Below are 26,480 nucleotides of genomic sequence, written 5' to 3'. Positions count from 1 at the left end.
CCTTGCCTGTAGGCGCTGGCTTGCCGGCGCCTACAGGTGCCATCTCCCAAAAAAAAGCGGATAGCCATGGCTACCCGCAAAATGCGCACAGAGAGAAGGAGCTTATCGCAACAGCGTTAGAACGTAGACTGGATTTTCAGGCCGGCTACCAACGCGTTGTCGACTTTGTCCACGCCACCCGGGTGGGCAACGTATTGCAGGTTGGGACGCACGGTCAGCCAGTTGGTCACGTGGAAGCCGTAGTTGATTTCGTAGTTGTACTCGGTGGTCCGCAGTGGCGAGTAACCGGCCTGGCTGTAGTCGGTGAAACCACCGTCTTCGTTCAGCAGCTCGGCGTTTTTCTTCACGTCATTGTTGACGTGCAGACGCGCAGCGCCAATGCCGACGTCATCTTTTGGACGCGCGTCGAATGGGCCCTTGTACACCAGCATGATCGACTGGTAGTTATCGACCAGGTTGGTTTCCTTGTCGTGGAAGGTCGCGTTGGCCGCGATGTTCAGGCCACGGGAGGCGTCGCCGTTATGGGTGGTGAGTTGCTGTTGCGCAACGAACCAGTAGCCTTTCTTGCTGCTGCGGGTACGGTACGGCTGGCCAGTGGTTGCAGCGTCGTTGCCGTTGATGTCTTCACGGACATCCGGCGCATCGGCGGCGCTTTTGTAGTAACCCACACGGTATTCGCCCGGCAGGTTATTGACCTTAGGCGACCAGACCAATTCCACCGGAATCACGGTGCCCTTGGTGCCGCTGCCGCTGAGTTTGAAGCCGTTGCCGTGGTCCAGCTGCGATGGGTTCTGGTTGTAGGCACCGATTTGCGCATACAGCTCAGGCGTGATGTTGTACTTCACGCGGATCGCAGCCTGGCTGACGGGCCAGTTGTACCAGGTGTTCACATAGTTACCGACCTGGGAGCCACAGAACGACAGGTTCTGGAAGTCGCATGGGAAGGTGTTGAAGTCTTCGCCTTCACCGAAGTAACCGAGCTTCACATCCAGCTTGTTGTCGAACATCTGGTGCTGGATCCAGAACTGGGTCAGACGCACCATGTGGCCACGGCCATACACTTCTTGAGACGAACTCAAGGTGCCGGCACGCGGATCGCCAATGCGGTCATTGGAGATGTTGTAGCCATTACGATTGGTCAGTTGGATCTTGGCCTGGGTGTTATCCCAGCCCCACAGCTTTTGCAGATCCAGTGCTACGCCCAGACCGAACTGGTCAGCGTAACGGGCAGTTTTGTCGTTGTTGTAGCCACCGTGCAGGTTGCCACCGACTTCCCCTACGTAATCCGCCTTGATGTCGATACCTTGCTCGATCAGCTTGGTACGTTCACCGCCCCAATCACCGGTCATCCACTTGGAATCGGCGCTGAATGCATCGGCCGCCATCGCATTGGCGGACAATACAAGGGCTGCTGCTGCTGACAGTTGGCAGATCAGCCGAGTGTTGTTGTGCTGCTTTTTCATCCCTACATCCTCGTCTTTATTGTTATTAAACTGTTTTTATCTAACGCGGTTTACTTTTTTTAACAAAAACAACAACTTATATTTTTCACCGACCCTTGAACTGGGCCACGTTGTCGGCATGCCCCTGTGCTGGCAACGCAGCAGCAGTGCCCAGGCGCTCGCCCGTCTTGGCATCGAACAGCAATACCTTGGCCGGATCGAATTGCAGGGTCAGGGTCTCGCCCACCTGCGGCGCCACGTCGGGCGCCAGGCGGCAGCAGACCTTGGTGTCATTGAGTTGCACGAACACCAGGGTGTCCGGGCCGGTCGGCTCGGTCACCTGGACTTCGGCACGAATGCTCGAGGCAGCGTCGCCCTCGCCCGCCGCCAACATGATCTGCTCCGGACGCAAGCCCAGGATCACGTCGCGGTCTTCCAGGCCGACATCCGTCACGTTGAGTGCCAGCTCGCAACGGGCCTGGCCGCTGTCGAGCAGGGCTACCAGGCGACCGTCCTTGCGTTGCAGGCGCAGGGGCACGAAGTTCATCGGCGGTGAACCGATGAAGCTCGCCACGAACTGGTTGGCCGGGTTGTTGTAGATCTCTTTCGGCGTGCCGAACTGCTGGATGATGCCGTCCTTCATTACCGCGACCTTGTCGCCCAGGGTCATTGCTTCGATCTGGTCGTGGGTCACGTAGACCGTGGTGGTCTTGAGGCGCTGGTGCATCAGTTTCATTTCGGTGCGCATCTCGACGCGCAGTTTGGCGTCGAGGTTGGACAGCGGTTCGTCGAACAGGTAGATCTTCGGCCGACGCGCCAGGGCACGGCCCATCGCCACGCGCTGTTGCTGGCCGCCGGACAGTTGGCCCGGCTTGCGGTTGAGCAAGTGTTCGATCTGCAGCAGCTTGGCCACGCGCGCCACTTCAGCGTCGATATCCGCCTGGGGCATCTTGCGGATTTTCAGGCCGAACTCGATGTTCTCGCGCACGCTCATGGTCGGGTACAGCGCGTAGGACTGGAACACCATGGCGATGTCGCGATCCTTGGGGCTCATGCCACTCACGTCCTGGTCGCCGATCATGATCGCGCCGCCGGTGATGGTCTCAAGGCCGGCGATGCAGTTCATCAGCGTGGATTTGCCGCAACCCGAAGGGCCGACCAGGATCAGGAATTCGCCTTCCTTGATCGACAGTTCGATGTTCTTCAAGGTGTCGGGCAGGCCGGCGCCATAGGTCTTGTTTACATTGCGAAGTTCAAGCGTAGCCATGATTACCCCTTGACCGCGCCGGCCGTGAGGCCGCGCACGAAATACTTGCCTGCGATCACATAGACCAGCAGGGTCGGCAGCCCGGCGATCATCGCCGCCGCCATATCCACGTTATATTCCTTGGCCCCGGTGCTGGTGTTGACCAGGTTGTTCAGCGCCACCGTGATGGGCTGGGAGTCGCCGCTGGAGAACACCACACCGAACAGGAAGTCGTTCCAGATCTGGGTGAACTGCCAGATCAGGCAGACCATGATGATCGGGGTCGACATCGGCAGAATGATCTGACGGAAGATGGTGAAGAATCCTGCACCATCCAGGCGTGCGGCCTTGATCAGCGCATCCGGAATGCTCACGTAGTAGTTACGGAAGAACAGCGTAGTAAACGCCAATCCGTAGACCACGTGGACAAACACCAGGCCGGTGGTGGTGCTGGCCAGGCCCATCTTGCCGAGGGTGAACGACGCCGGCAGCAGCACGGTCTGGAACGGCAGGAAGCAGCCGAACAACAGCAGGCCGAAGAACAGCTGCGAACCCTTGAAGCGCCAGAAGGACAGCACGTAGCCGTTCAACGCTCCGATGGCGGTGGAGATCAGCACGGCAGGCACGGTGATCTTGATCGAGTTCCAGAAGTAACCGTCCACCGTGGCCCAGGCCTTGACCCAGCCGATGCCGGTGACCACGGTCGGCCAGCTCAGCAGGTTGCCGGTGCTGATGTCTTCCGGGGTCTTGAAGCTGGTCAGCAGCATCACCACCAGCGGTACCAGGTACAGCAGCACGGCGAAGATCAGCACCGCGTAGATCGCGACGCGGCTCAGGCTGATGGCAGGTTTGGAAGCGAGACTAGTCATTACGCTTGGTCCTCAACTCGGAGTAGAGGTAAGGCACGATGATCGCGAGGATCGCACCGAGCATCAGGATTGCACTGGCCGAGCCCATGCCCATCTGGCCGCGGCTGAAGGTGAACGAGTACATGAACATCGCCGGCAGGTCGGACGAGTAGCCCGGGCCGCCGGCCGTCATGGCCGCCACCAGGTCGAAGCTCTTGATCGCAATGTGCGCCAGGATCATCACCGCACTGAAGAACACCGGACGCAGGCTGGGCAGCACCACGCTCCAGTAGATGCGCGGCAGGCTCGCGCCGTCGATCTGCGCGGCACGGATGATCGATTGATCCACACCGCGCAGGCCGGCGAGGAACATCGCCATGATGAAACCGGAGGCTTGCCACACGGCCGCGATGACCAGGCAATAGACCACGCGGTCCGGGTCGATCAGCCAGTCCAGGCGGAAGCCTTCCCAGCCCCAGTCACGCAGGAGTTTGTCCAGGCCCATGCCCGGGTTGAGCAGCCATTTCCAGGCGGTACCGGTGACGATCATCGAGAGCGCCATCGGGTACAGGTAAATGGTGCGGATAAAGCCTTCGCGACGGATTTTCTGGTCGAGGAAAATCGCCAGGGTCACGCCGATCACCAGGGTGATGCCGATAAACATCCCGCCGAAAACAGCCAGGTTCTTGCTCGCTACCCACCAGCGGTCGTTGTCGAACAACCGCGCGTATTGCGCAAGGCCCGCCCATTTGTAGCTCGGCAGGAACGTGGAATTGGTGAACGAGAGTACAAACGTCCACAGGATGTAGCCGTAGAAGCCCACCAGCACGATGAACATGCTGGGCGCCAGCACCAGTTTGGGTAGCCAGCGCTGCAGTGCATCGAACGGCGAGGCTTTGCTGAACACAGCAACAGAACTCATGGGGAAATCCAATACAGGGAAAAAGGACTACAGGGTGAGTCTCTTGTCGAGCGCGGTTTGTGTGGGAGCTGGCTTGCCTGCGATAGCATCACCTCGGTGTAACCGATACACCGAGTTGCCTGCATCGCGGGCAAGTCCGACTCCCACAAAACCGCTCCCAGGCGTTACTTGGCTGACTTGATCGCAGCACCCAACTTCTTGGCGGTGTCGGCCGGGTCGGCTTTCGGGTCGTTGATGTAGTTGGTCACGACATCAAAGAACGCGCCTTGCACGGCCAGGGTAGTGGCCATGTTGTGCGCCATGCTTGGCTGCAGGCCGCCGGTCTTGGCGTCTGCCAGGAAGTCCTTGGCAGCGGTCTGGGCGCAGGAGTCGAAGCCGAGCTTGTCCATTTCATTGAGCATGTCGGTACGAACAGGGATCGAGCCCTTGTTGATGCTGAAGACTTTCTGGAAGTTTTCACCCAGCACGACTTTGGCGATGTCCTGCTGGCCGGCAGCAGTGCCTTTGTCTTTCTGCTTGAACACCGCCAGGGAGTCGATGTTGTAGGTGAAGGCCTTGTCGGTGCCTGGGAAGGCTACGCACTCATAGTCCTTGCCGGCGACTTTCTTGGCCGCGGTCCATTCGGACTTGGCCCAGTCACCCATGATCTGCATGCCGGCCTTGCCGTTGATGACCTTGCCCGCCTCCAGGTTCCAGTCCTGGCCTTTGCCGTCGACGTCCATGTAGGTCGCGACTTTCTTCAGCTCGGTCAGGGCCTTGACCATTTCCGGGCCGGTCAGGGCGCCGTTGTCGAGGTCAACCAGGGCTTTCTTGTAGCCATCGGCGCCCATCACCGACAGGACCACCGCTTCGAACACGGTGCTGTCCTGCCACGGCTGGCCACCGTGGGCGAGCGGAATGAAGCCGGCTTTCTTCAGCTTGTCGCCGGCGGCATAGAATTCTTCGAGGGTGGTCGGGTTTTTGGTGATACCGGCTTTCTTGAAGACTTCCGGGTTGATCCACAGCCAGTTCACGCGGTGGATGTTGACCGGGACGGCAACGTAGTCACCTTCGTACTTCACGGTATCCGAGACTTTCTTGTCGAGCAGCGAGTCCCACTTCTCTTCTTTGGCGACGTCTTTGAGCACGTCGGTGTCGAGCAGACCGGTGGAGGCCCATTCCTGGATATCCGGACCTTTGATCTGGGCGACGCCTGGCGGGTTGCCGGCAACCGCGCGGCTTTTCAGCACGGTCATGGCCGTGGCGCCACCGCCACCTGCAACGGCACCGTCTTTCCAGGTGAAACCGTCTTTCTCGACTTGGGCCTTCAGGACATCTACAGCCGCTTTCTCACCGCCCGAGGTCCACCAATGCACAACTTCAACCGTCCCTTTCGAGTCGGCGGCAAAAGCACTGAGGGGAAACAACGAGGCAACGGAAATAGCTACGGCGAGGCGATTAATCGCGTTCATCTGAGTACCTTTTCTTGTTGTTATGCATGCAAGTCTAGAGCTTGCGCTGCACGGAGTTTAAACATGGATGTTTTAAACGCAGGTAACAAAGGGATGGACAAATGTCACCACTTGGTGACATAGCGCCCAGCCCCGATGGCACTGGCCATGCTTGGCGCCAACGGCAGCGCAGGCAGCAATACCGCTTGCCAGGCATGGTACAGGTCCGGCTTGCCGCCCCAGATCGAGCTGCTGGGTTGGTTATGCGGGTTGAGTTCGTGGTGCCAACTGCCGTGGACACGGTCGATGAAGTGGGTTTCGCAAAATTCCCAGAAACGTCGGTACCAGATTTCGTAATGCAGTTCGCCCGTACGCTTGAGCAAGGCCTGGGCGGCCGCGCTGGCTTCGGCGTGGGTCCAGTGCAGGCGTTCGCGGACCACCGGGCGCTGGTTCCAGTCCAGGGTGTAGACGATGCCCGGCGCGCCATCCACGGCCCAGGCATATTCGCAGGCGCTGGCGAACAGGCCCCTGGCATCGCTCACCAGCCAGTCCGGCGTGGTCAGCCCGGCCAACAGGCGTGCAGCTTCCAGGTGCAGCACCAGCCGCGCCCATTCAAAACCATGGCCGGGAGTGATGCCGTAGGGGCGGAAGCCATCGGCGGGGTTGTCTTCGTTGTAGCCGAGCAACGGTTGCCAATGGGCGTCGAAATGCTCGATGACCATGAACTGGTTGCCGGCGGCGTGGGTGTGGATTACCCGCTCGACGATGCGCAAGGCGCGGTCAAGCCAGCGGGTGTCGCCGGTGACATCGGCCAGGGCGAGAAAGGCCTCGGTGGCGTGCATGTTGCTGTTGGCGCCGCGGTAGGCTTCGACACCGCTCCAGTCCTGGGCGAAGGACTCGAGCATCACGCCCTCTTCTTCGCTCCAGAAAAACTGCTCGATGATGTGGATCGCGTCGTTCAATAAGGTCTGTGCACCCGGAGCACCGGCCACCACCGCCGAGCTGGCGGCCAGGGCGACAAACGCATGCAGGTAGGCGGCCTTGCCACGGTTGCCATCGAGGGCACCGGGCGCTGCGAACCAGCCACCGTGCTCGCTGTCGCGCAGCGGGCCGCTCAGGGCCGCGACACCGTGCTCGACGAGTTCGGCATAGCCCGGCAAGCCCTGGGCATGGGCCATGGCGAAGCTGTGGGTCATGCGCGCGGTGTTCATGGTTTCGGCGTGGGCGTTGGCCGGCAGTTGGCCGTTGTCGTCCAGGTTGCCAAAACCCTCGGGCAGGCGAGAGGCCTTGGCGAATGTCAGCAGGCGCTGGCCTTCGGCGGCAAGCCAGGCGTGATGGGCAGGTGCATTCAGCCAACTGCTGGCAGGCAGTGGTTGCGTGGTCATGGGTGGCCCTTATTGTTTTTTGTGGGATGACCGGAGTCTAAACAAGGGTGAAGGACGGGCAAGTAACGAAGGGGAAGGGAAATGTCACCAAGTGGTGACATTCACGAAGGTAGCCATCAGCCCATGCATGGACGGTGAGAACTGGATTGCCTGCAGGGTGGCGGGTCCCTGGTGCACCGCCATCGCTGGCAAGCCCGCTCCTACAGTTTTAACCGCTTCACAACCGACCAGCCCTGGTGGTGTCTACTGGCCGAGCGGTGTGGCAGTCGCCGGCGCGTTGAGACGCTGGTTCAGGTTCTGCACCTGGCTCTGCAGGGTGGTGATGTTGCGCGTGGTCTGGATGCGGAACACGTCGAACTCTTTATTGGTCGGCGCATCGCTGTTGGCCGGCTGATTGTCCTGGGCACTCTTGAGCACCACCAGGTCCTGCTCGATACGCGCGATGGCGGCGCTCGGGTTGCCCTGCTTTTTCAGCGCCGCGACGTCGGCAGCGAGCTCCTTGATTTCGGCATCACGCTTGCCGGCATCGCCCTGCGCCGCCTTGAGCGTCGCCACGGCGTCGGTCAGCGCTTGCACCTGGCCTTGCAGCCGGGTGTTGGCGTTGGACAGGTCAGTGGTGCTCGCGGTCATCTGTGCCAGGCGCTTGTCCAGCTCGGTGGCCTGGCCGGCCACGCCCACTTGCTGCTTGCCTTGCTCCAGCAACTGGGTTTCCAGCTGCTTGATCTGCAATTTGAGCGCTTCGCTGCCGTTGTTCACGCTGGCCTCGCTGGCCACGACCTTGCCGGAAATATCCTGCAGCCGTCCTGCCGCTTCTTCGCTGATGCGCGCAAAGCTTTCCTGGGTGGCGACCAGTTGCTGGCCCATCAATGAGATCTGCTGGAAGCTCCACCACGCCAGGCCGGCGAAGGCGATCAGCAGGGCGCCGATCAAAGCCCACAACGGGCCGGTGCTGGCGCTCTTGACCTTGACCACGGGCGTGTTGCGCGAACGCACCGAAGTGGCGGGAGTCGGTTCGAAATCATCGTCATCCCCGTGATCGGCCCGCAGGCTGGGAACGTTGTCGAAGTCGTCGTTGGCATCGTTGCGCATGAATCAACCCTGAATCGGTGAGGTGGCTAGCGGGTGAGCCGAGCGTGGGGAGTATAAACCGCAGGCCCGCCGCACTGATCGACCCGGAACCACGAATTCGGTTCCCGATGTGTTGCTGGTTGTGAGCTTACTTCAACCCCGGTTCCTGGGCCTTCCACCAACTGCAGAACTCGTCGAGGGCAGTCCATAGGCTGACCTTGGGCTCGTAGTCCAGATAATGCCTGGCGCGGCTGATGTCGAGGGTGAAATCTTTGTTCATGACCTGCATGCCCAGGCGCGACAACGCCGGTTCCGGTCGACCCGGCCACATCGCGCAGAAGGCTTCATTGAGCGCGGCGACGCTGTAGGACAGGCCGTAGGAGCGATAACGCGTCACTTGGGGCAACTGCATTTGGCGCATGACATAATTCACCACATCCCATACCGGCACCGGAGCGCCGTTGCTGATGTTGTAGGCCCTGCCCAACGCCGAACCGGGCGCGAGCAAACTGCCGAGCAGCGCTTCGTTGAGGTTGTGCACGCTGGTGAAATCGACCTTGTTGAGGCCGTCGCCGACGATGGCCAGGCGGTTCTTGCGCTGCATTTTCAGCAGGCGCGGGAAAATGCTCATGTCGCCGGCGCCGGTCACAAAACGCGGGCGCAGCGCGATGACTTCGAGGCCGAATTCCTGGGCGCCGAAGACTTTTTGCTCCGCCAGGTATTTGGTCGCGGCATACGGATGCTTGAAGCGCTTGGGCACTTGCTCTTCGGTCAGCCCGAGATGGTCGCGCCCATCGAAGTAGATCGACGGCGAGGACAGGTGCACCAGGCGCCCGACCTGTTGCTTGAGGCACGCCTCGACCACGTTTTCCGTGACCAGCACATTGCCCTGGTGAAAATCCTGATATTTGCCCCACAGCCCGACGGCGCCGGCGCAATGCACCACGGCTTCGACATCGCGGCACAGGTCGCGCACCAGGTCGGCATCATTCAAATCACCCTGGATAAACTCGGCGCCGCGCCTGACCAGGTGTTCCACACCCTCGGCGCGTCGCCCGTTGACCCGCACGTCCAGGCCCTGCTCCAGGGCGAAACGCGCAAAGCGCCCGCCGATGAAGCCGCTTGCGCCGGTGACCAGAACTTTCATGGAGCCTCCTACGGATGCGACTGCAAGCTTCAAGCTATCAGTTGCAAATTAAATACGATCTGCAAGCTTTTCTCTTGCAGCTTGAAACTTGACGCCAGCTACTGCTGATAGGGCACCAACCATTGCCCACATGCCTGGGCCAGATGGTCAGTCAGCAGGCCCAACAGCTGCCCGCCACTGCGCCAATGATGCCAGTACAACGGCACATCAATGGGCTTATCTGGCAATAACTCCACCAGCACGCCCCGTTCCAACTGGTCGCGCACCTGTAATTCCGGCACCAGGCCCCAGCCAAGCCCGGCTTCAGTGAGGCGGATAAAGCCTTCGGACGAGGGGCATAAATGGTGTTCGAAACCGCCGTCCACACCGAGGGACGCCAGGTAGCGATGCTGCAAAAAATCATCCGGGCCAAACACCAGCGCGGGCGTGCGCGCCAACTGGTCGGCGCGTACGCCCGCAGGAAAATGCCGCGCAATAAATGCCGGGCTGGCCAACGCCCGATAGCGCATGGCACCGAGCAACAGGCTGCGCGCACCGGCCACCGGGCGCTCGCTGGCGCAGATGCAGGCGGCCACTTCGCCGGCCCGCATGCGCTTGAGGCCGACGGTCTGGTCTTCCACCACCAGGTCCAGCAACAAGTGCTGCTCGGCACAAAACCCGCTGACCGCCTCGGCCCACCAGGTGGCCAGGCTGTCGGCATTCAGCGCGATGCGCAAACGTTCGGGCATGCCCTCCTCGTCCAGCGCCGGCACCTGGCTCTGCAGATCGCGCTCCAGCAGCCGCACCTGCTGCACATGGTTGAGCAGCCGCCGCCCGACATCCGTGGGCGTCGGCGGCGTGGCCCGTACCAGCACCGGCTGGCCGATGCGTGCCTCAAGCAATTTGATCCGCTGGGAAATCGCCGACTGCGAGAGCCCCAGCACTTGTGCGCCGCGCTCGAAGCCGGCCTGTTCCACCACCGCCGCCAGGGCGGAGAGCAATTTATAGTCGAACATCAGTTTCTCTAATGAGCGATCAGCAATATTGGTTTTTCTTATACAGCCTGCACCATGAGAATAGCCAGCATCGCTTCCCTCTTTATAAGGAAACCTCCCATGGCCGGCGAAACCGCCCTGGCAACGCTGCTGCGCAGCATGAGCCCGCACCTGAACGAGGGTGACTACGTGTTCTGCACCCTGCCCGATCACCGCATCCCGGCGGGTTGCGAGGTGATTGGCAGCTTCCGCGAGCAGGAAGGCCTGACGCTGATCCTGGAGCGCCAGCAGGCCGAAACGGCTGGATTGGCCTTCGACTATGTGGCGGCATGGATCACCTTGAATGTGCACTCGGCGCTCGAAGCTGTGGGCCTGACCGCCGCGTTTGCCAGCGCCCTGGGCAAGGCCGGGATCAGTTGCAACGTGATTGCCGGCTACTACCACGATCACCTGTTTGTCGGCCGCGCGGATGCCGAGCGCGCCATGAATGTACTGCGCCAGTTGGCAACGGACGCGGAGTAAAGCGTATGTGGCAAAGCTATCTGAATGGCCTGTTGGTGGCGCTCGGCCTGATCATGGCGATCGGAACGCAGAACGCCTTTGTCCTCGCGCAAAGCCTGCGCCGCGAACATCACCTGCCCGTGGCAGCGCTGTGCATCGTGTGCGATGCCATCCTGGTTGCGGCCGGTGTCTTCGGCCTGGCCACGGTGCTCGCGCAAAACCCGCTGCTGCTGGCTATCGCCCGCTGGGGCGGCGCGGCATTCCTGTTGTGGTACGGCACATTGGCGCTGCGTCGGGCGTTTTCCAGGCAAAGCCTGGAGCAAGGCAATCACGTCAAGATGCGCTCGTTACGCGCGGTTCTGCTCAGTGCCCTGGCCGTGACATTGCTCAACCCCCACGTGTACCTGGACACGGTGCTGCTGATCGGCTCATTGGGCGCCCAACAAACCGAACCGGGCGCCTACGTGGCCGGCGCCGCCAGTGCTTCATTCCTGTGGTTCGCCACGCTGGCACTCGGCGCGGCCTGGTTGGCGCCCTGGCTGGCACGCCCGGCGACGTGGCGCCTGCTGGACCTGTTGGTGGCGGTGATGATGTTCAGCGTGGCCTACCAATTGATCAGCGCTTGAGGAATATTCCAAAACGCTCTGGAACCTCTATCCCACACAGTTGTTGCGTGGTTTTGCCGCACCCCCGGTGCTATGATCCGGACCCTGCGCCGCAAAGAGTACAAACTCCCCGGCGCTTGTTTGGCCGCCCGTGATCGGCCTTGCGCTCACCGCAACTGACCTGATTAGGAGAATCATCATGGCTTTCGAATTGCCGCCGCTGCCCTACGCACACGATGCCCTGCAGCCGCACATCTCCAAGGAAACCTTGGAATACCACCACGACAAGCACCACAACACCTATGTCGTGAACCTGAACAACCTGGTGCCTGGCACCGAGTTCGAAGGCAAGACCCTGGAAGAGATCGTCAAATCCTCTTCGGGCGGCATCTTCAACAACGCCGCTCAGGTCTGGAACCACACCTTCTACTGGAACTGCCTGGCGCCAAACGCCGGTGGCCAACCGACCGGCGCACTGGCTGAAGCCATCAACGCAGCCTTCGGTTCGTTCGACAAGTTCAAGGAAGAGTTCACCAAGACCTCCGTCGGCACCTTCGGTTCCGGTTGGGGCTGGCTGGTGAAAAAGGCTGACGGTTCCCTGGCCCTGGCCAGCACCATCGGCGCCGGCAACCCGCTGACCAACGGCGACACCCCGCTGCTGACCTGCGACGTCTGGGAACACGCCTACTACATCGACTACCGCAACGTGCGTCCGAAGTATGTGGAAGCGTTCTGGAACCTGGTCAACTGGAAGTTCGTGGCTGAGCAGTTCGAAGGCAAGACCTTCACTGCCTAAGCAACCCTTGCAGTAGAAAAAGCCCGGCCCTGTGCCGGGCTTTTTTGTGGCCGTTGGTTCAAGTGCAAGGGCAGGCAAAGCCCCATGGAACTCAACGACACGCAATGACCACCCAGGCGGCAGGAGGAATATCCCTCTTGATTGATGTTGGAGAGTGTAATCATGGCAATCGCAGGAGTAGGTGCAGCAGCTGCAGTTATCCCCCTGGCCACAACCCTCGCCCCGGTGGTGATAGGAGGCGGGATGCAAGCTATAGGAGTGGCAACGAGCGTAATCGCGTCGCTGTCTCAACTCATGTCAAACGCCCAGAGAGACAACCCAAACCCGGTCCCAGCCGGGTAAAGGCCGCAGTGCTCGCTTCCCTGGGCTTCCAGGGAGGCGAAAAACGCAGCCCCTCCCCGTCCCCGTCACTCGCCTGATTGACCGCCTTGCATTTCCCCTCGCACCCGCCAACATCCCCCGCCCCAGGCTCCCCTAACGCCGCAAAGTACCGTCAGCCGCAATGTCCCTTTGACTGCCCTCACGGGATTGCCAATACTCATGGCATATTGAGGCCACCCGCATGGAACAAGGAATGACCCTTTGAAGCTGGAACTCAAGAACAGCTTGTCGGTGAAGTTGCTACGGGTTGTGCTGCTGTCGGCATTGATCGTGGGCGTGGCGCTGAGCGTGGCGCAGATCGTTTTCGATGCCTACAAGACGCGCCAAGCCGTGGCCGGCGATGCCCAGCGTATCCTCGACATGTTTCGCGACCCCTCGACGCAGGCCGTCTACAGCCTGGACCGCGAGATGGGCATGCAGGTCATTGAGGGCCTGTTCCAGGACGACGCGGTGCGCATGGCCTCCATCGGCCACCCCAACGAAACCATGCTGGCCGAAAAGAGCCGCGCCCTGCAGCAGGCCCCCAGTCGCTGGCTGACCGACCTGATCCTGGGCCAGGAACGCACCTTCACCACGCCCCTGGTCGGCAAAGGCCCCTACAGCGAGTATTACGGCGACCTCAGTATCACCCTCGACACCGCCACGTATGGCCAGGGGTTTATCGTCAATTCGGTGATCATCTTCATTTCCGGGGTGCTGCGCGCCCTGGCCATGGGCCTGGTGCTGTACCTGGTCTATCACTGGCTGCTGACCAAGCCGTTGTCGCGGATTATCGAACACCTGACCTCGATCAACCCCGACCGGCCCAGCGAGCACAAGATCCCGCAGCTCAAGGGCCATGAGCGCAACGAACTGGGGCTGTGGATCAATACCGCCAACCAATTGCTCGAATCCATCGAACGCAATACCCACCTGCGCCATGAAGCGGAAAGCAGCCTGCTGCGCATGGCCCAGTACGACTTCCTCACCGGCCTGCCGAATCGCCAGAAACTGCAGGAGCAACTGGACAAAATCCTGATCGACGCCGGTCGTCGCCAACGCCGCGTGGCGGTGTTGTGCGTGGGCCTCGATGACTTCAAAAGCATCAACGAACAATTCACCTATCAGGCCGGCGACAAATTGCTGCTGGCCCTGGCCGACCGCCTGCGCGCCCACAGCGGCCGACTCGGTGCCCTGGCCCGCCTGGGTGGCGACCAGTTCGCCCTGGTGCAGGCCGATATCGACCAGCCCTACGAAGCCGCGGAACTGGCGCAAAGTATCCTCGATGACCTGGAGGCGGAGTTCGCCCTCGATCACGAGGAAATCCGCCTGCGCGCCACCATCGGTATCACGTTGTTCCCGGAAGATGGCGACAGCACCGAGAAGTTGCTGCAGAAAGCCGAACAGACCATGACCCTGGCCAAGAGCCGTTCGCGCAACCGCTATCAGTTCTACATCGCCAGCGTCGACAGTGAAATGCGCCGCCGCCGCGAGCTGGAGAAAGACCTGCGCGACGCCCTCAGTCGCGACCAGTTTCACCTGGTGTACCAGCCGCAGATCAGCTACCGCGACCACCGCGTGGTCGGCGTGGAAGCACTGATCCGCTGGCAACACCCGGAACACGGCCTGGTCCCGCCCGACCTGTTTATCCCGCTGGCGGAGCAGAACGGCACCATCATCCCGATTGGTGAATGGGTGCTGGACCAGGCCTGCCGCCAGTTGCGCGAATGGCACGACCTGGGCTTCGTCGGCCTGCGCATGGCGGTCAACCTGTCCACCGTGCAGTTGCACCACGCCGAGCTGCCACGGGTGGTCAACAACCTGATGCAGATCTACCGCCTGCCGCCGCGCAGCCTCGAACTGGAAGTCACCGAGACCGGCCTGATGGAAGACATCAGCACTGCCGCCCAGCACTTGCTGAGCCTGCGCCGTTCCGGGGCGTTGATTGCGATTGATGACTTCGGCACCGGCTATTCATCCCTGAGCTACCTCAAGAGCCTGCCGCTGGACAAAATCAAGATCGACAAGAGCTTCGTCCAAGACCTGCTGGACGATGACGACGATGCCACCATCGTGCGGGCCATCATCCAGTTGGGCAAAAGCCTGGGCATGCAAGTGATCGCCGAAGGCGTGGAAACCGCTGAGCAGGAGGCCTACATCATCTCCGAAGGCTGCCATGAAGGTCAGGGCTATCACTACAGCAAACCCTTGCAGGCCCGGGAGTTGGCGGCTTTTTTGAAGCAGTCGGAGCGTAATAGCGAAGTGATTCTCTGAGCGCTCAAATCGATACTAAATATTTCCCTCGTATAACCCTTTACACAAAATGCAAATCTTTCGCATTATGTCGCAGCTTTTTTGCGCTCCCCCGCGCGCCCTATCAACAACCGAAGCAGGATGTTCGCCATGATTCGTATGCCCCTGGCCACCGCCAGTCTGCTGGCCATTGCCATTTCTCTCGCCGGTTGCGGCGAAGGTAAAGACAAGGCCGCAGCGCCCCAGGCGCCGACCCCGGCTGCCAGCACTACCGCTCCAGCGGCTGCCACCCCTGCCGGCCAGGTCGACGAAGCGGCCGCCAAGGCCGTGGTCGCGCATTACGCAGACATGGTGTTCGCGGTCTACAGCGATGCCGAGTCCACTGCGAAGACCCTGCAAACCGCCATCGACGCCTTCCTCGCCAAGCCGAACGCCGACACGCTGAAAGCCGCGCGCGACGCCTGGATCGCCGCCCGCGTGCCGTACCTGCAGAGCGAAGTGTTCCGCTTCGGCAACACCATCATTGATGACTGGGAAGGCCAGGTGAACGCATGGCCGCTGGACGAAGGCCTGATCGACTATGTCGACAAGTCCTACGAACACGCCCTGGGTAACCCGGGTGCGACTGCCAACATCATCGCCAACACCGAGATCCAGGTCGGCGAAGACAAGGTCGACGTGAAGGACATCACCCCGGAAAAACTCGCCAGCCTCAATGAGCTGGGCGGTTCCGAAGCCAACGTCGCTACCGGCTACCACGCCATCGAATTCCTGCTCTGGGGCCAGGACCTGAACGGCACCGGCCCTGGCGCCGGCAACCGTCCTGCCTCGGACTACCTGACAGGTGACGGCGCCACCGGCGGCCACAACGAGCGTCGCCGCGCCTACCTGAGTGCCGTGACCCAACTGCTGGTCAGCGACCTGGAAGAAATGGTCGGCAACTGGAAACCCAACGTCGAAGACAACTACCGCGCCACCCTGGAGGCAGAACCTGCCACCGACGGCCTGCGCAAAATGTTGTTCGGCATGGGCAGCCTGTCCCTGGGCGAGCTGGCCGGTGAACGCATGAAGGTTTCGCTGGAAGCCAACTCGCCGGAAGACGAGCACGATTGCTTCAGCGATAACACCCACAACTCGCAGTTCTATGACGCCAAGGGCATCCGCAACGTCTACCTGGGCGAGTACACCCGCGTCGATGGCACCAAGCTGACCGGCGCCAGCCTGTCGTCCCTGGTGGCCAAGGCTGATCCGGCTACCGACACCGCCCTGAAGGCTGACCTGGCGGCGACCGAAGCGAAGATCCAGGTCATGGTTGACCACGCCAACAACGGCGAGCACTACGACCAACTGATCGCCGCTGGCAACGAAGCCGGCAACCAGATCGTGCGTGATGCGATCGCCGCACTGGTCAAGCAGACCGGTTCGATTGAAGCAGCCGCAGGCAAGCTGGGCATCAGCGACCTGAACCCGGATAACGCTGATCACGAGTTCTGATCAGTGCGGCGGTGAAAAAGGCGACCTTCGGGTCGCCTTTTTTATGTGCGCCCTTTCTACTGACACTTATCCGTGTGGGAGCTGGCTTGCCTGCGATAGCGGTGGGCCAGTCATCCCTTGATCGACTGATACACCGCAATCGCAGGCAAGCCAGCGCCCACCGTTGAACCGCGTTGCGGCACGTACCCCGGTTTACATGCACTGCACCGCAGGTAGAATGGCGCCACCCTCAACCCCCGAGCGAACTTCATGGCGTTGCCGACCCTACGCATCATCGGTTTCATCATCGGCATCTTCCTGATCACCCTCGCGATCGCCATGGTCGTGCCAATGGCCACCCTGGTGATCTTCGAACGCACCAGTGACCTGCCCTCGTTCCTCTGGGCCAGCCTGATCACCTTTATTGCCGGTTTGGCCCTGGTGATTCCCGGCCGCCCCGAACATGTGCACCTGCGCCCGCGCGACATGTACTTGCTCACGGTCAGCAGTTGGGTGGTGGTGTGCGTGTTCGCCGCGCTGCCGTTTCTGCTGACCCAGCACATCAGCTACACCGACTCGTTCTTCGAAAGCATGTCCGGCATCACCGCCACCGGTTCCACCGTGCTGAGCGGGCTGGACACCATGTCACCGGGCATCCTGATGTGGCGCTCGCTGCTGCACTGGCTCGGCGGCATCGGCTTTATCGGCATGGCGGTGGCGATCCTGCCGCTGCTGCGTATCGGCGGCATGCGCCTGTTCCAGACCGAATCCTCGGACCGCTCGGAAAAAGTCATGCCCCGCTCGCACATGGTGGCGCGGCTGATCGTGGCGGCGTACGTGGGCATCACCATCCTTGGCAGCCTCGCGTTCTGGTGGGCCGGCATGGGCCTGTTCGACGCGATCAACCATGCAATGTCGGCGATTTCCACCGGTGGATTCTCCACCTCCGACGAATCCCTGGCCCACTGGAAACAGCCCGCGGTGCACTGGGTCGCGGTGGTGGTGATGATCCTCGGCAGCCTGCCGTTCACCCTGTACGTGGCGACCCTGCGCGGCAACCGCCGGGCGTTGATCAAGGACCAGCAGGTGCAAGGCCTGCTCGGTTTGCTGGTGGTGACCTGGCTGGTGCTCGGCACCTGGTACTGGTGGACCACCGATTTGCATTGGCTCGACGCGCTGCGCCATGTGGCGGTGAACGTCACCTCAGTGGTCACCACCACCGGCTTTGCACTGGGGGACTACAGCATTTGGGGCAACTTCTCGCTGATGCTGTTCTTCTACCTGGGATTTGTCGGCGGCTGCTCCGGCTCCACGGCGGGCGGGATCAAGATCTTCCGCTTCCAGGTCGCCTACATCCTGCTCAAGGCCAACTTGAACCAGCTGATTCACCCACGGGCGGTGATCAAGCAGAAGTACAACGGCCACCGCCTCGACGAAGAGATCGTGCGTTCGATCCTGACGTTCTCGTTTTTCTTCGCTATCACCATCTGCGCCATCGCCCTGGCCTTGTCGCTGCTGGGCCTGGACTGGATGACGGCGCTGACCGGCGCCGCCAGCACCGTGTCCGGCGTCGGCCCGGGGCTGGGCGAGACCATCGGCCCGGCCGGCAATTTCGCCAGCCTGCCGGATGCGGCCAAGTGGATCCTGTCGCTGGGCATGCTGCTGGGCCGACTGGAGATCATTACAGTCTTTGTTCTGTGCATTCCGGCATTTTGGCGTCACTGACCGTCGACGCATCCTGCAACCGCGCCCGGTATTCGCCGGGCGTGGCATCGAACCAGCGGCGAAACGCGCGAAAGAAGTTGCTCGGGTCGGCAAACCCCAGCAGGTAGGCGATTTCCAGCAGGGTCATGCTCGGCTGTGCGAGGTACTGCTCGGCCAATTCGCGGCGGGTGTCATCGAGCAGGGTCTGGAAACTGGTGCCTTCTTCCTGCAAGCGCCGCTGCAAGGTGCGCTGGGACAGGTGCAGGGTCTGGGCCACCACTTCACGCTTGGGCTCGCCCTGTGGCAACAGGCGGCACAGCACCTGACGCGCCTTGTGCGTCACGCGGCTTTCCGAGAAACGCGCCAGGTATTCACCGGCAAACCGATCGTGCAGCAGCGCCATGGCCTCGTTGGCCGTGGGCAGCGGCGCGTCCATGTCGGCGCGTTCGAAGATCAGCGCGTCATACGGCGCATTGAATTCCAGCGGAGCATGGAACGCTTGTTTGTAGGGGGCCAGGTCCACCGGTTGATCGCCTTGCAGCAGCACCTTGCGCGGTTGCAGGGTGCGCCCGGTCAGCCAGCCACACAGCGCGAGGGCACTCGCCAGCGAGGCTTCGGCGCTTTGCCGGGTGGGCGGCAGGTGATCGCCATGCACGGTGAGGATCAGCGCGTAACCTTCGGGGAGCAGGCGGAAACTGAGGTCGGCGCTTTCGGCGATGATCCGCTGGTAGCGCACCAGGCGCATAAACCCTTCGGCGAGGGTGTTGCTGGACATCAACGCATACCCGGCCACATGAAACGATGCCGGACGCACCACCTTGCCCATGTTCAGGCCAATCGCCGGGTTGCCCGAGACCTCCACCGCCCGCTGCCACAGCCGGGTCATGGAATCTTGTGGGAAGCGTGCATCGGGGTCGCTGAGCGCGGCGTAGTCCAGGCCGAGTTGCTTGAACAAGGCGCGGCAATCCAGGCCGTCCATTTCCAACGCCTTGACTATCCCCATCGCCCAGCTTGCAGAAGTTGTTCGTTCGCTCATGGCGTCTTCTTAATAAAGCAGGCTCAAACGGCAGCCAGGAAGCCAAGGATACTAAAGTGGCATCTATTGTCACTGGCTGTTACCACTGATCACTCTAGACTCAAATAAGCTCCCCGCCGAACATCTGTTGGGCGGCACAACAATCAAAGGGCCGGTCACCGTGGAAAACGTCAAGCGATTCAACAGCTTTGCCGAGTTTTACCCGTATTACCTGACTGAGCACGCCGACAGCACCTGCCGGCGCCTGCACTTTATCGGCACCACCCTGGTGATCGGCATCCTCGCGTATGCCATCGGCAGAGGCTCGTTGGGCTTGCTGCTGGCCGTGCCGATTGCCGGCTACAGCTTCGCCTGGGTCGGCCACTTCTTCTTTGAAAAGAACCGCCCGGCGACCTTCCAGCACCCGTTCTACAGCTTGCTGGGGGATTTTGTGATGTACCGCGACATGATTCTCGGCAAGGTGCCCTTCTGAGGTGTGACCCCGTGTCACTTGCGTAAAACAATGAAAGTTCGTTCATTGGTCGAGATTAAATTCTTTTTGTCATTTTCAGTGCTGTATCCTGCCAAGGCTTTTTGAGAGCGCGGAATCACCTGCGATTGAAAAAACAGACTTTGCGAGGAGCGACGACGATGCACGAGATACCTAATCTCCCCTTCCCAAGCCTGCACCCTACTGAGCAGCCAACACCGCAGCAGGCCAGCGACCAGCAGCCTGAGGCCAAAGAAGCACCACCAGTCGACAGCGAAAGCCAGGACTGACGCCGTACCAGACCGTGTGGAAAGCGCACCTTTGAGCGCTTTCCACACTGCCTGAATCACCCGAGATACCTGCCATGACCGATACCCTCCCCGACACCCCGGACGCCGCCGTACTCGACGCTGCCTTGCAGATGGTCGAAGTGTGGAACCGCCTCAGCGCGGACAAGCAAGCCAAGCTGCTCAAGCGCTTTGGCACCCAGGAAAACGCGTTGGCGGCCCTGGTTACCACGCAATTGCTGGCCCCTTCCCAAGCCTGACGCAGTGCCGACCTGACGGTTTTGCGTTTTAGCGCCCTGCGCCGGCCCAAGCCCGGTATCATTAGCCGCCTATCTTTACCTGCTGCGACAGTGGACCTCTCCCATGCCAGATACCCAGCGCCCCATGGCGGTCACGCTGCAAGTCGTTTCCATCGTGTTGTTCACCTTTATCGGCTACCTGAATATCGGCATCCCGCTGGCCGTATTGCCCGGCTATGTCCACAGTGAGCTGGGCTACGGCGCGGTCATCGCCGGCCTGGTGATCAGTGTGCAATACCTGGCCACGCTGCTGAGCCGTCCGTACGCAGGCAAAATCATCGACAACCTGGGCAGCAAGCGCGCCGTGCTGATCGGCCTGGTGGGCTGCGGGCTGAGCGGCGTGTTCATGCTGCTCGCGGCGTGGCTCTCCAGCTTGCCGGCCGTGAGCCTGGGCAGCCTGCTGATCGGCCGCCTGGTGCTGGGCAGCGCGGAAAGCCTGGTCGGCTCGGGCGCCATCGGCTGGGGCATCGGCCGCGTGGGGGCGGCGAACACGGCCAAGGTGATTTCCTGGAACGGCATCGCCAGCTACGGCGCGCTGGCGGTTGGCGCACCACTCGGGGTGCTGCTGGTCAGCCACCTGGGGCTGTGGAGCATGGGCGTCAGTATCATCCTGCTGGCGGTGATCGGCCTGCTGCTGGCCTGGAACAAGGAAGCGGCGCCGATCGTGGCCGGCGTGCGCCTGCCGTTCATGAATGTGCTGGGCCGGGTCCTGCCGCACGGCTGCGCACTGGCCTTGGGCTCGATCGGCTTTGGCACCATCGCCACCTTTATCACCCTGTATTACACCACCCAGCATTGGGATAACGCGGTGTGGGCCCTGAGCCTGTTCGGCGCCAGTTTTATCGGTGCGCGCCTGCTGTTCGGCAACTTGATCAACCGGATTGGCGGCTTTCGCGTGGCGATTGCGTGCCTGTCGGTGGAAATCCTCGGGTTGCTGCTGCTGTGGCTGGCACCGGATGCGAACTTGGCCCTGGCCGGCGCGGCGTTGAGCGGCTTCGGTTTTTCCCTGGTGTTTCCGGCGCTGGGAGTCGAGGCGGTCAATCTGGTGCCGGCGTCCAGCCGCGGGTCGGCGGTGGGGGCTTACTCGCTGTTCATCGACCTGTCGCTGGGCATCACCGGGCCGCTGGCCGGGGCGGTGGCGGCAGGTTTCGGCTTTGCATCGATCTTCCTGTTCGCCGCCCTCGCCGCCCTCGGTGGCCTGCTGCTCAGCGTGTACCTGTACCGCCAGGCGCCGAAGGCCCGCGAAGCGCGCGACGCCTAGAAATCGACCTTGCCACGCCCGGCCTTGATACTGCCGCGCTTGGTCTTGGATTCGAGTCGACGCTTTTTCGAGCCGAGGGTCGGCTTGGTCGGGCGGCGCTTCTTCTCGACTTTGGTGGCACTGAGGATCAGCTCCACCAAACGCTCCAGCGCATCCGCGCGATTCTGCTCCTGGGTCCGGTATTGCTGGGCCTTGAGAATCAACACGCCTTCGCTGGTGATACGGCTGTCGCGCAGCGCCAGCAGCCGCTCCTTGTAGAACTCCGGCAGCGACGAGGCCGGAATATCAAAGCGCAAATGCACCGCGCTCGACACCTTGTTGACGTTCTGCCCACCGGCGCCCTGGGCGCGGATGGCGGTCAGCTCGATTTCGGCATCGGGCAGGTGCACGTTGTTGGAAATTACCAGCATCACTCAAAAACCTTAGGCAACGGACAAGCCCAACTCGGATAACAGCATCGACGCCTGGGCTTTGGAAATCACGGCGCCTTTGAACAGTTTGGCATCATTGAGGCGAAACCCGCTCAAATCCGCGCCGCGCAAGTCGGCACCGGCAAAATTGGCGCCGTGGATGCGGGCATGGGCGAGGCTGCAGTCGATCAGTTCGGCCTTGCGAAAATCAGCGTCCGACAAATCGCTGTCGGAGAAGTCCAGGTTATTCAACACGGTGCGCGCAAACGATAACCCGGACAAAAACGCGCTGTTCAGGCGGGTTTCACTGAAGCTCAGCCCCAGGGAGGCGCAATGGGTGAAATTGGCGCCGGTCAATTTGCAGTGTTCAAAATTCGCCTGGGACAGCTTGCTGCGCTGCCAACGGGTGTTGTTCAGGTCACAGCTGTGGAACTGCGCCTCCAACAGGTTCGCCGCCTCGAAAATCGCGTGGCCGGCCCGGCAGCTTTTCCACTGCGTGCCTTCCAGGCGCGCACCGAGGAAAGACGTCTGGACCAGGATGCAGCGTTCGAATACCCAGTGATCCAGCGCCATGCGCGAGAGGTCAGCGCCACTCAGGTCGACGCCAATCAGGCGCAGGGGCCCGCCGTGCTGGTCGATCAGGTCTTCCAGCGCGTCACGCTGCAAGGCGCCGCCGTCGATATCAGTGAGTTGCATGGGGTCTGCGCTCCTGGAACGTTTAAACACGACGCGCGAGTCTACCCCGTCGGCGCCCACAAAAAACCCGGCACGCAGCCGGGTTTTCCGTTTGGGCGGGACGGCTTACTTCAACGCTGCACTCGCCGCACCCAGCGCCGCTTCGGCACTGCGTTTGTTCTTGATCCAGTAGCACACCGCCATGAACGCCACCCACACCGGGATTGCGTACACCGACACCTGGATCCCTGGAATCATCAGCATGATCACCAGGATAAACGCCACGAACGCCAGGCAAATGTAGTTGCCGTAGGGGTACCACAGCGCCTTGAACAACGGCACCTGGCCGGTGCGGTTCATGTGCTGGCGGAACTTGAAGTGCGAGAAGCTGATCATCGCCCAGTTGATCACCAGCGTGGCCACCACCAGCGACATCAGCAGTTCCAGCGCATGCTGCGGGATCAGGTAGTTCATCAGCACCGCCACCAGGGTGATCGCCGCCGACGCGAGGATCGAACGCACCGGCACGCCGCGCTTGTCGATCTTGGCCAATGCCTTCGGCGCATCGCCCTGCTCGGCCATGCCCAGCAGCATGCGGCTGTTGCAGTAGGTGCCGCTGTTGTACACCGAGAGCGCAGCGGTCAGCACCACGAAGTTGAGGATGTGCGCGGCAGTGTTGCTGCCCAGCATGGAGAACACCTGGACGAACGGGCTGCCGCTGTAGGCATCGCCAGAGGCGTTGAGGGTCGCCAGCAGGCTGTCCCATGGCGTCAGCGACAACAGCACGACCAGCGCACCGATGTAGAAGATCAGGATGCGGTAGATCACCTGATTGATTGCCTTGGGGATCACGGTGCGTGGCTGGTCGGCTTCGGCGGCGGTGAAGCCGAGCATTTCCAGGCCGCCGAAGGAAAACATGATGATTGCCATGGCCATCACCAACCCGCTGACACCATGGGGGAAGAACCCGCCGTGATCCCACAGGTTGCTCACCGAGGCTTGTGGTCCGCCGCTGCCGCTGACCAGCAGGTAGCTGCCCAGGGCGATCATGCCGACGATGGCCACGACCTTGATGATGGCGAACCAGAACTCGGCTTCACCGAAGACTTTGACGTTGGCCAGGTTGATCAGGTTGATCAGCACGAAGAACGCCGCTGCCGAGACCCAGGTCGGGATCTCCGGCCACCAGTAGTGCACGTATTTGCCGACGGCGGTCAGCTCCGACATGCCCACCAGGATGTACAGGATCCAGCAGTTCCAGCCCGACAGGAAGCCGGCGAAACCGCCCCAGTACTTGTGGGCAAAGTGGCTGAAGGAGCCGGCGACCGGCTCTTCGACGATCATTTCGCCGAGCTGGCGCATGATCATGAAGGCAATGAAGCCGCAAATGGCGTAGCCGAGGATCATCGACGGGCCGGCGGACTTGAGCACCCCGGCCGAGCCGAGGAACAGGCCGGTGCCGATGGCGCCACCGAGGGCGATCAACTGGATATGCCGATTTTTCAGGCCGCGTTTCAGCTCGCCTGAAGAGGAATGGGGTCCACTCATGAAAAGGGTCTCACGCAAGGTTTGATGATGTTGATTGCAGGTTGCTGCCTTGAATTACCGACTCAAGCAGCGCCGCTCAAACCCCAGCGCAGGCACCAGGAGTACAGCGTCTTTCTAACGGTCATGCGTCACCTGTTTGTTTTTATCTGTGACGAAATCGAACCCGTCCGGCTCGTGGCCAGGCGGAGTGATCAGGGTAGGTAAACCCCGAGGTCTTGGCCTTTTGCGTGGTTACGCAAGGGGGGTCACAGTAAAACGCGGCGCATTGTACACCGCTCGACCGCTTGGGGCCGCCCCTCCAGCCGGCGTGCGACGATCTGTCAGGTAATCCTTACAGCGGGAAAGGGGACAATAATGCCGTGACATTGTCGTAAATTAATCGTTACAGCATGGAAAATTCGCGTTACAGCTGTTCGGTGAAGAAAAATTGTCGGTAGGAAAATTCTCCATCATCAGCATCGCCAGCTGCTTGTATTTGCTCAAGAAAAAACCAGCCCGGAAAAACAGAAGAAAAAATCCAAATGCAACGGTGTCAATAAATATTTTGCGTTCTGAAACACTCTCTCCTAGGTTCATCCCACTTGCCCAGCGAAGCCCGTTGGCAAGCCGTCCTCAAACAACGTCCTCTAGGAGATACACCATGCAAGCACTGGAAAACGACCTGGAAACCGAACTGCAACTCGACGATTGGTTTGAAGCGCCGACCCACGAGGCCGCCGTAGAGATGATGCAAGCCGACGCCGTCGTGCCCTTCGGCACGGCGATGTGGCCATTCTGACACCCGGCAGGCAACCGGCAGGTGCTGTGCACGGCACCTGCTCCCTTACCCAAGGCACAGAAGGACACCCGTCATGGACAAGGCCCGCGCCGTCGAACACTTCCTCTACTACCTCGCCCACCACCCGGCCCTCAGCGGGCTGAGCCAGCCTACCGTGCTGCTGGGCCATACCGAGCGCTACGACGCCATCGCCCAGGCGATCACCCACAGCAGCGCCGCCCGTTTCAATTTCCAGGTGCAGCGCCTCGACCTGGCCGCCAGTGACACCCTGGCCCAGGCCATTGAGGCCTGCGACCTGTACCTGTTCCTCTACGATTCCTCCACGCTGCCCAACCCACGCGCCGAAGGCCCGGACTTTATCCGCGCCCTGCACGGCGTGATGGCCGAACACTGGCAGAAGTCCCTGCTGTTCAAGGATTACGGCGACTATTTCTACGACACCTTCAGCGTCGAGCCGCAGCGCATCGCCGACCTCAACGCCACGCTGATCCGGCGCATGTCCCAGGCCAACGTGCTGAGTTTCACCGACAAGCACGGCTCACGCCTGCAGGCGCCGCTGAGCAGCATCAAGAAGTGGACCAATATCAACGGCATCGGCAACCACGACCTGGCACCCGGCGAGATCGCCACCCACAGCGAGGCCATCAGTGGCCAGGTGCGCTTTGTCGGCACCTTCCTGAGCACTATCCCGTTTGCGCGCAAGTACGGCGTGCTGCAGTCGCCGCTGGAGCTGTGGATCGAGAACTCGACCATCTGCAGCGTGGCCAGCGACGTGCCGGGGCTGGCGGATGACTTCAACAAATACCTGAACGCCAACCCGTCCAACCGGCGGGTGGAGGAGTTGGGGATCGGCACCAATGAAGGCGTGAAGGACCTGTACGCGCGCAACGCCGGGTTTGAAGAGCGCCATTGCGGGCTGCACCTGGGCCTTGGCGGTGGGCAGAAAGGCAGTCATCACCTGGACCTGATTTTCGCCAGCGGGGTCTTGGCGCTGGATGACAAGCCAGTGTTTGATGGGCGGTTTGCGTTCTGATCACAAAATCCAGACACACTGGAGAACCAGATGTGGGAGTTGAGCCAGGCACAGCATTCAGTCCAGACACCAATCAGTGTGGGAGTTGGCTTGCCTGCGAAGGCGGTGGATCAGCTAAATCATGGTTGACTGACCCACCGCTTCGCGGGCAAGCCCGCTCCCACAGTGGAACTGCGCCAGACACAGGAATCAGGCCAGCCCCTCCAAAACTGTGGGAGTTGAGCCAGGCACAGCATTCAGTCCAGACACCAATCAGTGTGGGAGCTGGCTTGCCTGCGAAGGCGGTGGATCAGCTACATCATGGTTGACTGACCCACCGCTTTCGCGGGCAAGCCCGCTCCCACAGTTTTGATTGCTGTTGGGCTTGGGATTCGGGGTGCTGCACCGGCATTTGAGCGGACGGTACAACTCGGTTCCAACCTTGAAATACACCCCAAATGTGGGAGCGGGCTTGCTCGCGAATGCGGCAGACCAGCCAACTTCTCCAGCGACTGACACAGCGTTTTCGCGAGCAAGCCCACACACACATT

24 protein-coding genes are annotated in these 26,480 nt (G+C 61.3%); 11 read left to right on the top strand and 13 right to left on the bottom strand.

The window, feature by feature from the left end:
- Positions 1-116: 116 nt before the first annotated feature.
- The 9 genes from AC07SI_RS24905 to AC07SI_RS24865 all read right to left on the bottom strand — a co-directional run bounded on the left by AC07SI_RS24905 (position 117) and on the right by AC07SI_RS24865 (position 10,483).
- Positions 117-1,463: a carbohydrate porin gene (locus AC07SI_RS24905; protein WP_106802779.1), complete on the bottom strand. Its 1,347-nt coding sequence runs from the start codon at positions 1,461-1,463 to the stop codon at positions 117-119.
- A gap of 85 nt (positions 1,464-1,548) precedes the next feature.
- Complete coding sequence (locus AC07SI_RS24900; protein ID WP_106802778.1) at positions 1,549-2,709, bottom strand: ABC transporter ATP-binding protein; 1,161 nt, start codon at positions 2,707-2,709, stop codon at positions 1,549-1,551.
- Positions 2,710-2,711: 2 nt separating this feature from the next.
- Positions 2,712-3,557 (bottom strand): carbohydrate ABC transporter permease, encoded by an 846-nt coding sequence (locus AC07SI_RS24895; protein ID WP_106802777.1) that lies wholly within the window; start codon positions 3,555-3,557, stop codon positions 2,712-2,714.
- Positions 3,550-4,458 carry a carbohydrate ABC transporter permease gene (locus AC07SI_RS24890; RefSeq protein ID WP_017253695.1) on the bottom strand — a complete coding sequence of 303 codons (909 nt, stop codon included), beginning with the start codon at positions 4,456-4,458 and terminating at the stop codon, positions 3,550-3,552. Before AC07SI_RS24890 ends, AC07SI_RS24895 begins: the two co-directional genes overlap by 8 nt.
- Before the next feature lie 164 nt (positions 4,459-4,622).
- Positions 4,623-5,909 (bottom strand): ABC transporter substrate-binding protein, encoded by a 1,287-nt coding sequence (locus tag AC07SI_RS24885; RefSeq protein ID WP_065908985.1) that lies wholly within the window; start codon positions 5,907-5,909, stop codon positions 4,623-4,625.
- A 104-nt stretch (positions 5,910-6,013) separates the two neighbouring features.
- Positions 6,014-7,273: a D-mannose isomerase gene (locus tag AC07SI_RS24880; RefSeq protein WP_495006681.1), complete on the bottom strand. Its 1,260-nt coding sequence runs from the start codon at positions 7,271-7,273 to the stop codon at positions 6,014-6,016.
- A gap of 243 nt (positions 7,274-7,516) precedes the next feature.
- The gene (locus AC07SI_RS24875) at positions 7,517-8,362 is read right to left on the bottom strand and encodes an ATPase (protein ID WP_065908979.1); all 846 of its coding nucleotides are present in this window, start codon (positions 8,360-8,362) and stop codon (positions 7,517-7,519) included.
- A 127-nt stretch (positions 8,363-8,489) separates the two neighbouring features.
- Positions 8,490-9,488 carry an NAD-dependent epimerase/dehydratase family protein gene (locus tag AC07SI_RS24870; RefSeq protein WP_106802773.1) on the bottom strand — a complete coding sequence of 333 codons (999 nt, stop codon included), beginning with the start codon at positions 9,486-9,488 and terminating at the stop codon, positions 8,490-8,492.
- Between the two features lie 98 nt (positions 9,489-9,586).
- Positions 9,587-10,483, bottom strand: a complete 897-nt coding sequence (locus tag AC07SI_RS24865) for a LysR family transcriptional regulator ArgP (RefSeq protein ID WP_065908971.1) — start codon at positions 10,481-10,483, stop codon at positions 9,587-9,589.
- A 99-nt stretch (positions 10,484-10,582) separates the two neighbouring features.
- Here AC07SI_RS24865 and AC07SI_RS24860 point away from each other — a divergent pair, with 99 nt between their 5' ends.
- The 6 genes from AC07SI_RS24860 to AC07SI_RS24835 all read left to right on the top strand — a co-directional run bounded on the left by AC07SI_RS24860 (position 10,583) and on the right by AC07SI_RS24835 (position 18,175).
- Positions 10,583-10,984, top strand: a complete 402-nt coding sequence (locus AC07SI_RS24860) for an ACT domain-containing protein (RefSeq protein ID WP_065908968.1) — start codon at positions 10,583-10,585, stop codon at positions 10,982-10,984.
- A 5-nt stretch (positions 10,985-10,989) separates the two neighbouring features.
- Positions 10,990-11,589 carry a LysE/ArgO family amino acid transporter gene (locus tag AC07SI_RS24855; protein ID WP_065908966.1) on the top strand — a complete coding sequence of 200 codons (600 nt, stop codon included), beginning with the start codon at positions 10,990-10,992 and terminating at the stop codon, positions 11,587-11,589.
- Between the two features lie 178 nt (positions 11,590-11,767).
- Positions 11,768-12,364 carry a superoxide dismutase gene (locus AC07SI_RS24850; protein ID WP_003175739.1) on the top strand — a complete coding sequence of 199 codons (597 nt, stop codon included), beginning with the start codon at positions 11,768-11,770 and terminating at the stop codon, positions 12,362-12,364.
- A gap of 582 nt (positions 12,365-12,946) precedes the next feature.
- Positions 12,947-14,998, top strand: coding sequence for a putative bifunctional diguanylate cyclase/phosphodiesterase (locus AC07SI_RS24845; protein WP_065908963.1), 2,052 nt, complete (start codon positions 12,947-12,949; stop codon positions 14,996-14,998).
- A 129-nt stretch (positions 14,999-15,127) separates the two neighbouring features.
- A complete protein-coding gene (locus AC07SI_RS24840) occupies positions 15,128-16,471 on the top strand; it encodes an imelysin family protein (RefSeq protein ID WP_201145779.1) in 1,344 nt (447 codons plus the stop codon).
- A gap of 249 nt (positions 16,472-16,720) precedes the next feature.
- Positions 16,721-18,175, top strand: coding sequence for a TrkH family potassium uptake protein (locus tag AC07SI_RS24835; RefSeq protein WP_065908958.1), 1,455 nt, complete (start codon positions 16,721-16,723; stop codon positions 18,173-18,175).
- Here AC07SI_RS24835 and AC07SI_RS24830 read toward each other — a convergent pair.
- On the bottom strand, positions 18,132-19,190 hold the full coding sequence (locus tag AC07SI_RS24830) for an AraC family transcriptional regulator (protein WP_106802768.1): 1,059 nt from the start codon (positions 19,188-19,190) through the stop codon (positions 18,132-18,134). The two genes, AC07SI_RS24835 and AC07SI_RS24830, sit on opposite strands and share 44 nt — an antisense overlap.
- 160 nt (positions 19,191-19,350) lie before the next feature.
- Here AC07SI_RS24830 and AC07SI_RS24825 point away from each other — a divergent pair, with 160 nt between their 5' ends.
- The 3 genes from AC07SI_RS24825 (at position 19,351) to AC07SI_RS24815 (ending at position 21,506) form a co-directional block, all read left to right on the top strand.
- Positions 19,351-19,662 carry an Mpo1-like protein gene (locus AC07SI_RS24825; RefSeq protein WP_065909861.1) on the top strand — a complete coding sequence of 104 codons (312 nt, stop codon included), beginning with the start codon at positions 19,351-19,353 and terminating at the stop codon, positions 19,660-19,662.
- 361 nt (positions 19,663-20,023) lie between these two features.
- Entirely contained in the window at positions 20,024-20,206 is a 183-nt protein-coding gene (locus AC07SI_RS24820) for a hypothetical protein (RefSeq protein ID WP_065908954.1), read from the top strand.
- Between the two features lie 103 nt (positions 20,207-20,309).
- On the top strand, positions 20,310-21,506 hold the full coding sequence (locus tag AC07SI_RS24815; RefSeq protein ID WP_495006680.1) for an MFS transporter: 1,197 nt from the start codon (positions 20,310-20,312) through the stop codon (positions 21,504-21,506).
- Here the strand turns inward: AC07SI_RS24815 and arfB are convergent.
- From arfB to AC07SI_RS24800, 3 genes are all read right to left on the bottom strand, one after another.
- Positions 21,503-21,916 carry an alternative ribosome rescue aminoacyl-tRNA hydrolase ArfB gene (gene arfB, locus AC07SI_RS24810; RefSeq protein ID WP_065908949.1) on the bottom strand — a complete coding sequence of 138 codons (414 nt, stop codon included), beginning with the start codon at positions 21,914-21,916 and terminating at the stop codon, positions 21,503-21,505. The two genes, AC07SI_RS24815 and arfB, sit on opposite strands and share 4 nt — an antisense overlap.
- Before the next feature lie 12 nt (positions 21,917-21,928).
- Positions 21,929-22,612, bottom strand: coding sequence for a pentapeptide repeat-containing protein (locus tag AC07SI_RS24805; protein ID WP_495006679.1), 684 nt, complete (start codon positions 22,610-22,612; stop codon positions 21,929-21,931).
- A gap of 105 nt (positions 22,613-22,717) precedes the next feature.
- Positions 22,718-24,139, bottom strand: a complete 1,422-nt coding sequence (locus AC07SI_RS24800) for an amino acid permease (RefSeq protein WP_495006678.1) — start codon at positions 24,137-24,139, stop codon at positions 22,718-22,720.
- A 640-nt stretch (positions 24,140-24,779) separates the two neighbouring features.
- Between AC07SI_RS24800 and AC07SI_RS24795 the strand changes: the two genes are divergently transcribed.
- Together AC07SI_RS24795 and AC07SI_RS24790 are read left to right on the top strand one after the other, a co-directional pair.
- Positions 24,780-24,917 carry a hypothetical protein gene (locus tag AC07SI_RS24795; RefSeq protein ID WP_003175756.1) on the top strand — a complete coding sequence of 46 codons (138 nt, stop codon included), beginning with the start codon at positions 24,780-24,782 and terminating at the stop codon, positions 24,915-24,917.
- Between the two features lie 73 nt (positions 24,918-24,990).
- Entirely contained in the window at positions 24,991-25,950 is a 960-nt protein-coding gene (locus AC07SI_RS24790) for a CgnE/CgnB domain-containing protein (RefSeq protein ID WP_282397739.1), read from the top strand.
- The last annotated feature ends 530 nt before the right edge of the window (positions 25,951-26,480 follow it).

The organism is Pseudomonas sp. GW821-FHT05D12, assembly GCF_059419825.1.
Note: the sequence above shows the minus strand (reverse complement) of the source record. Positions and strands in the feature narration are given on the sequence as shown.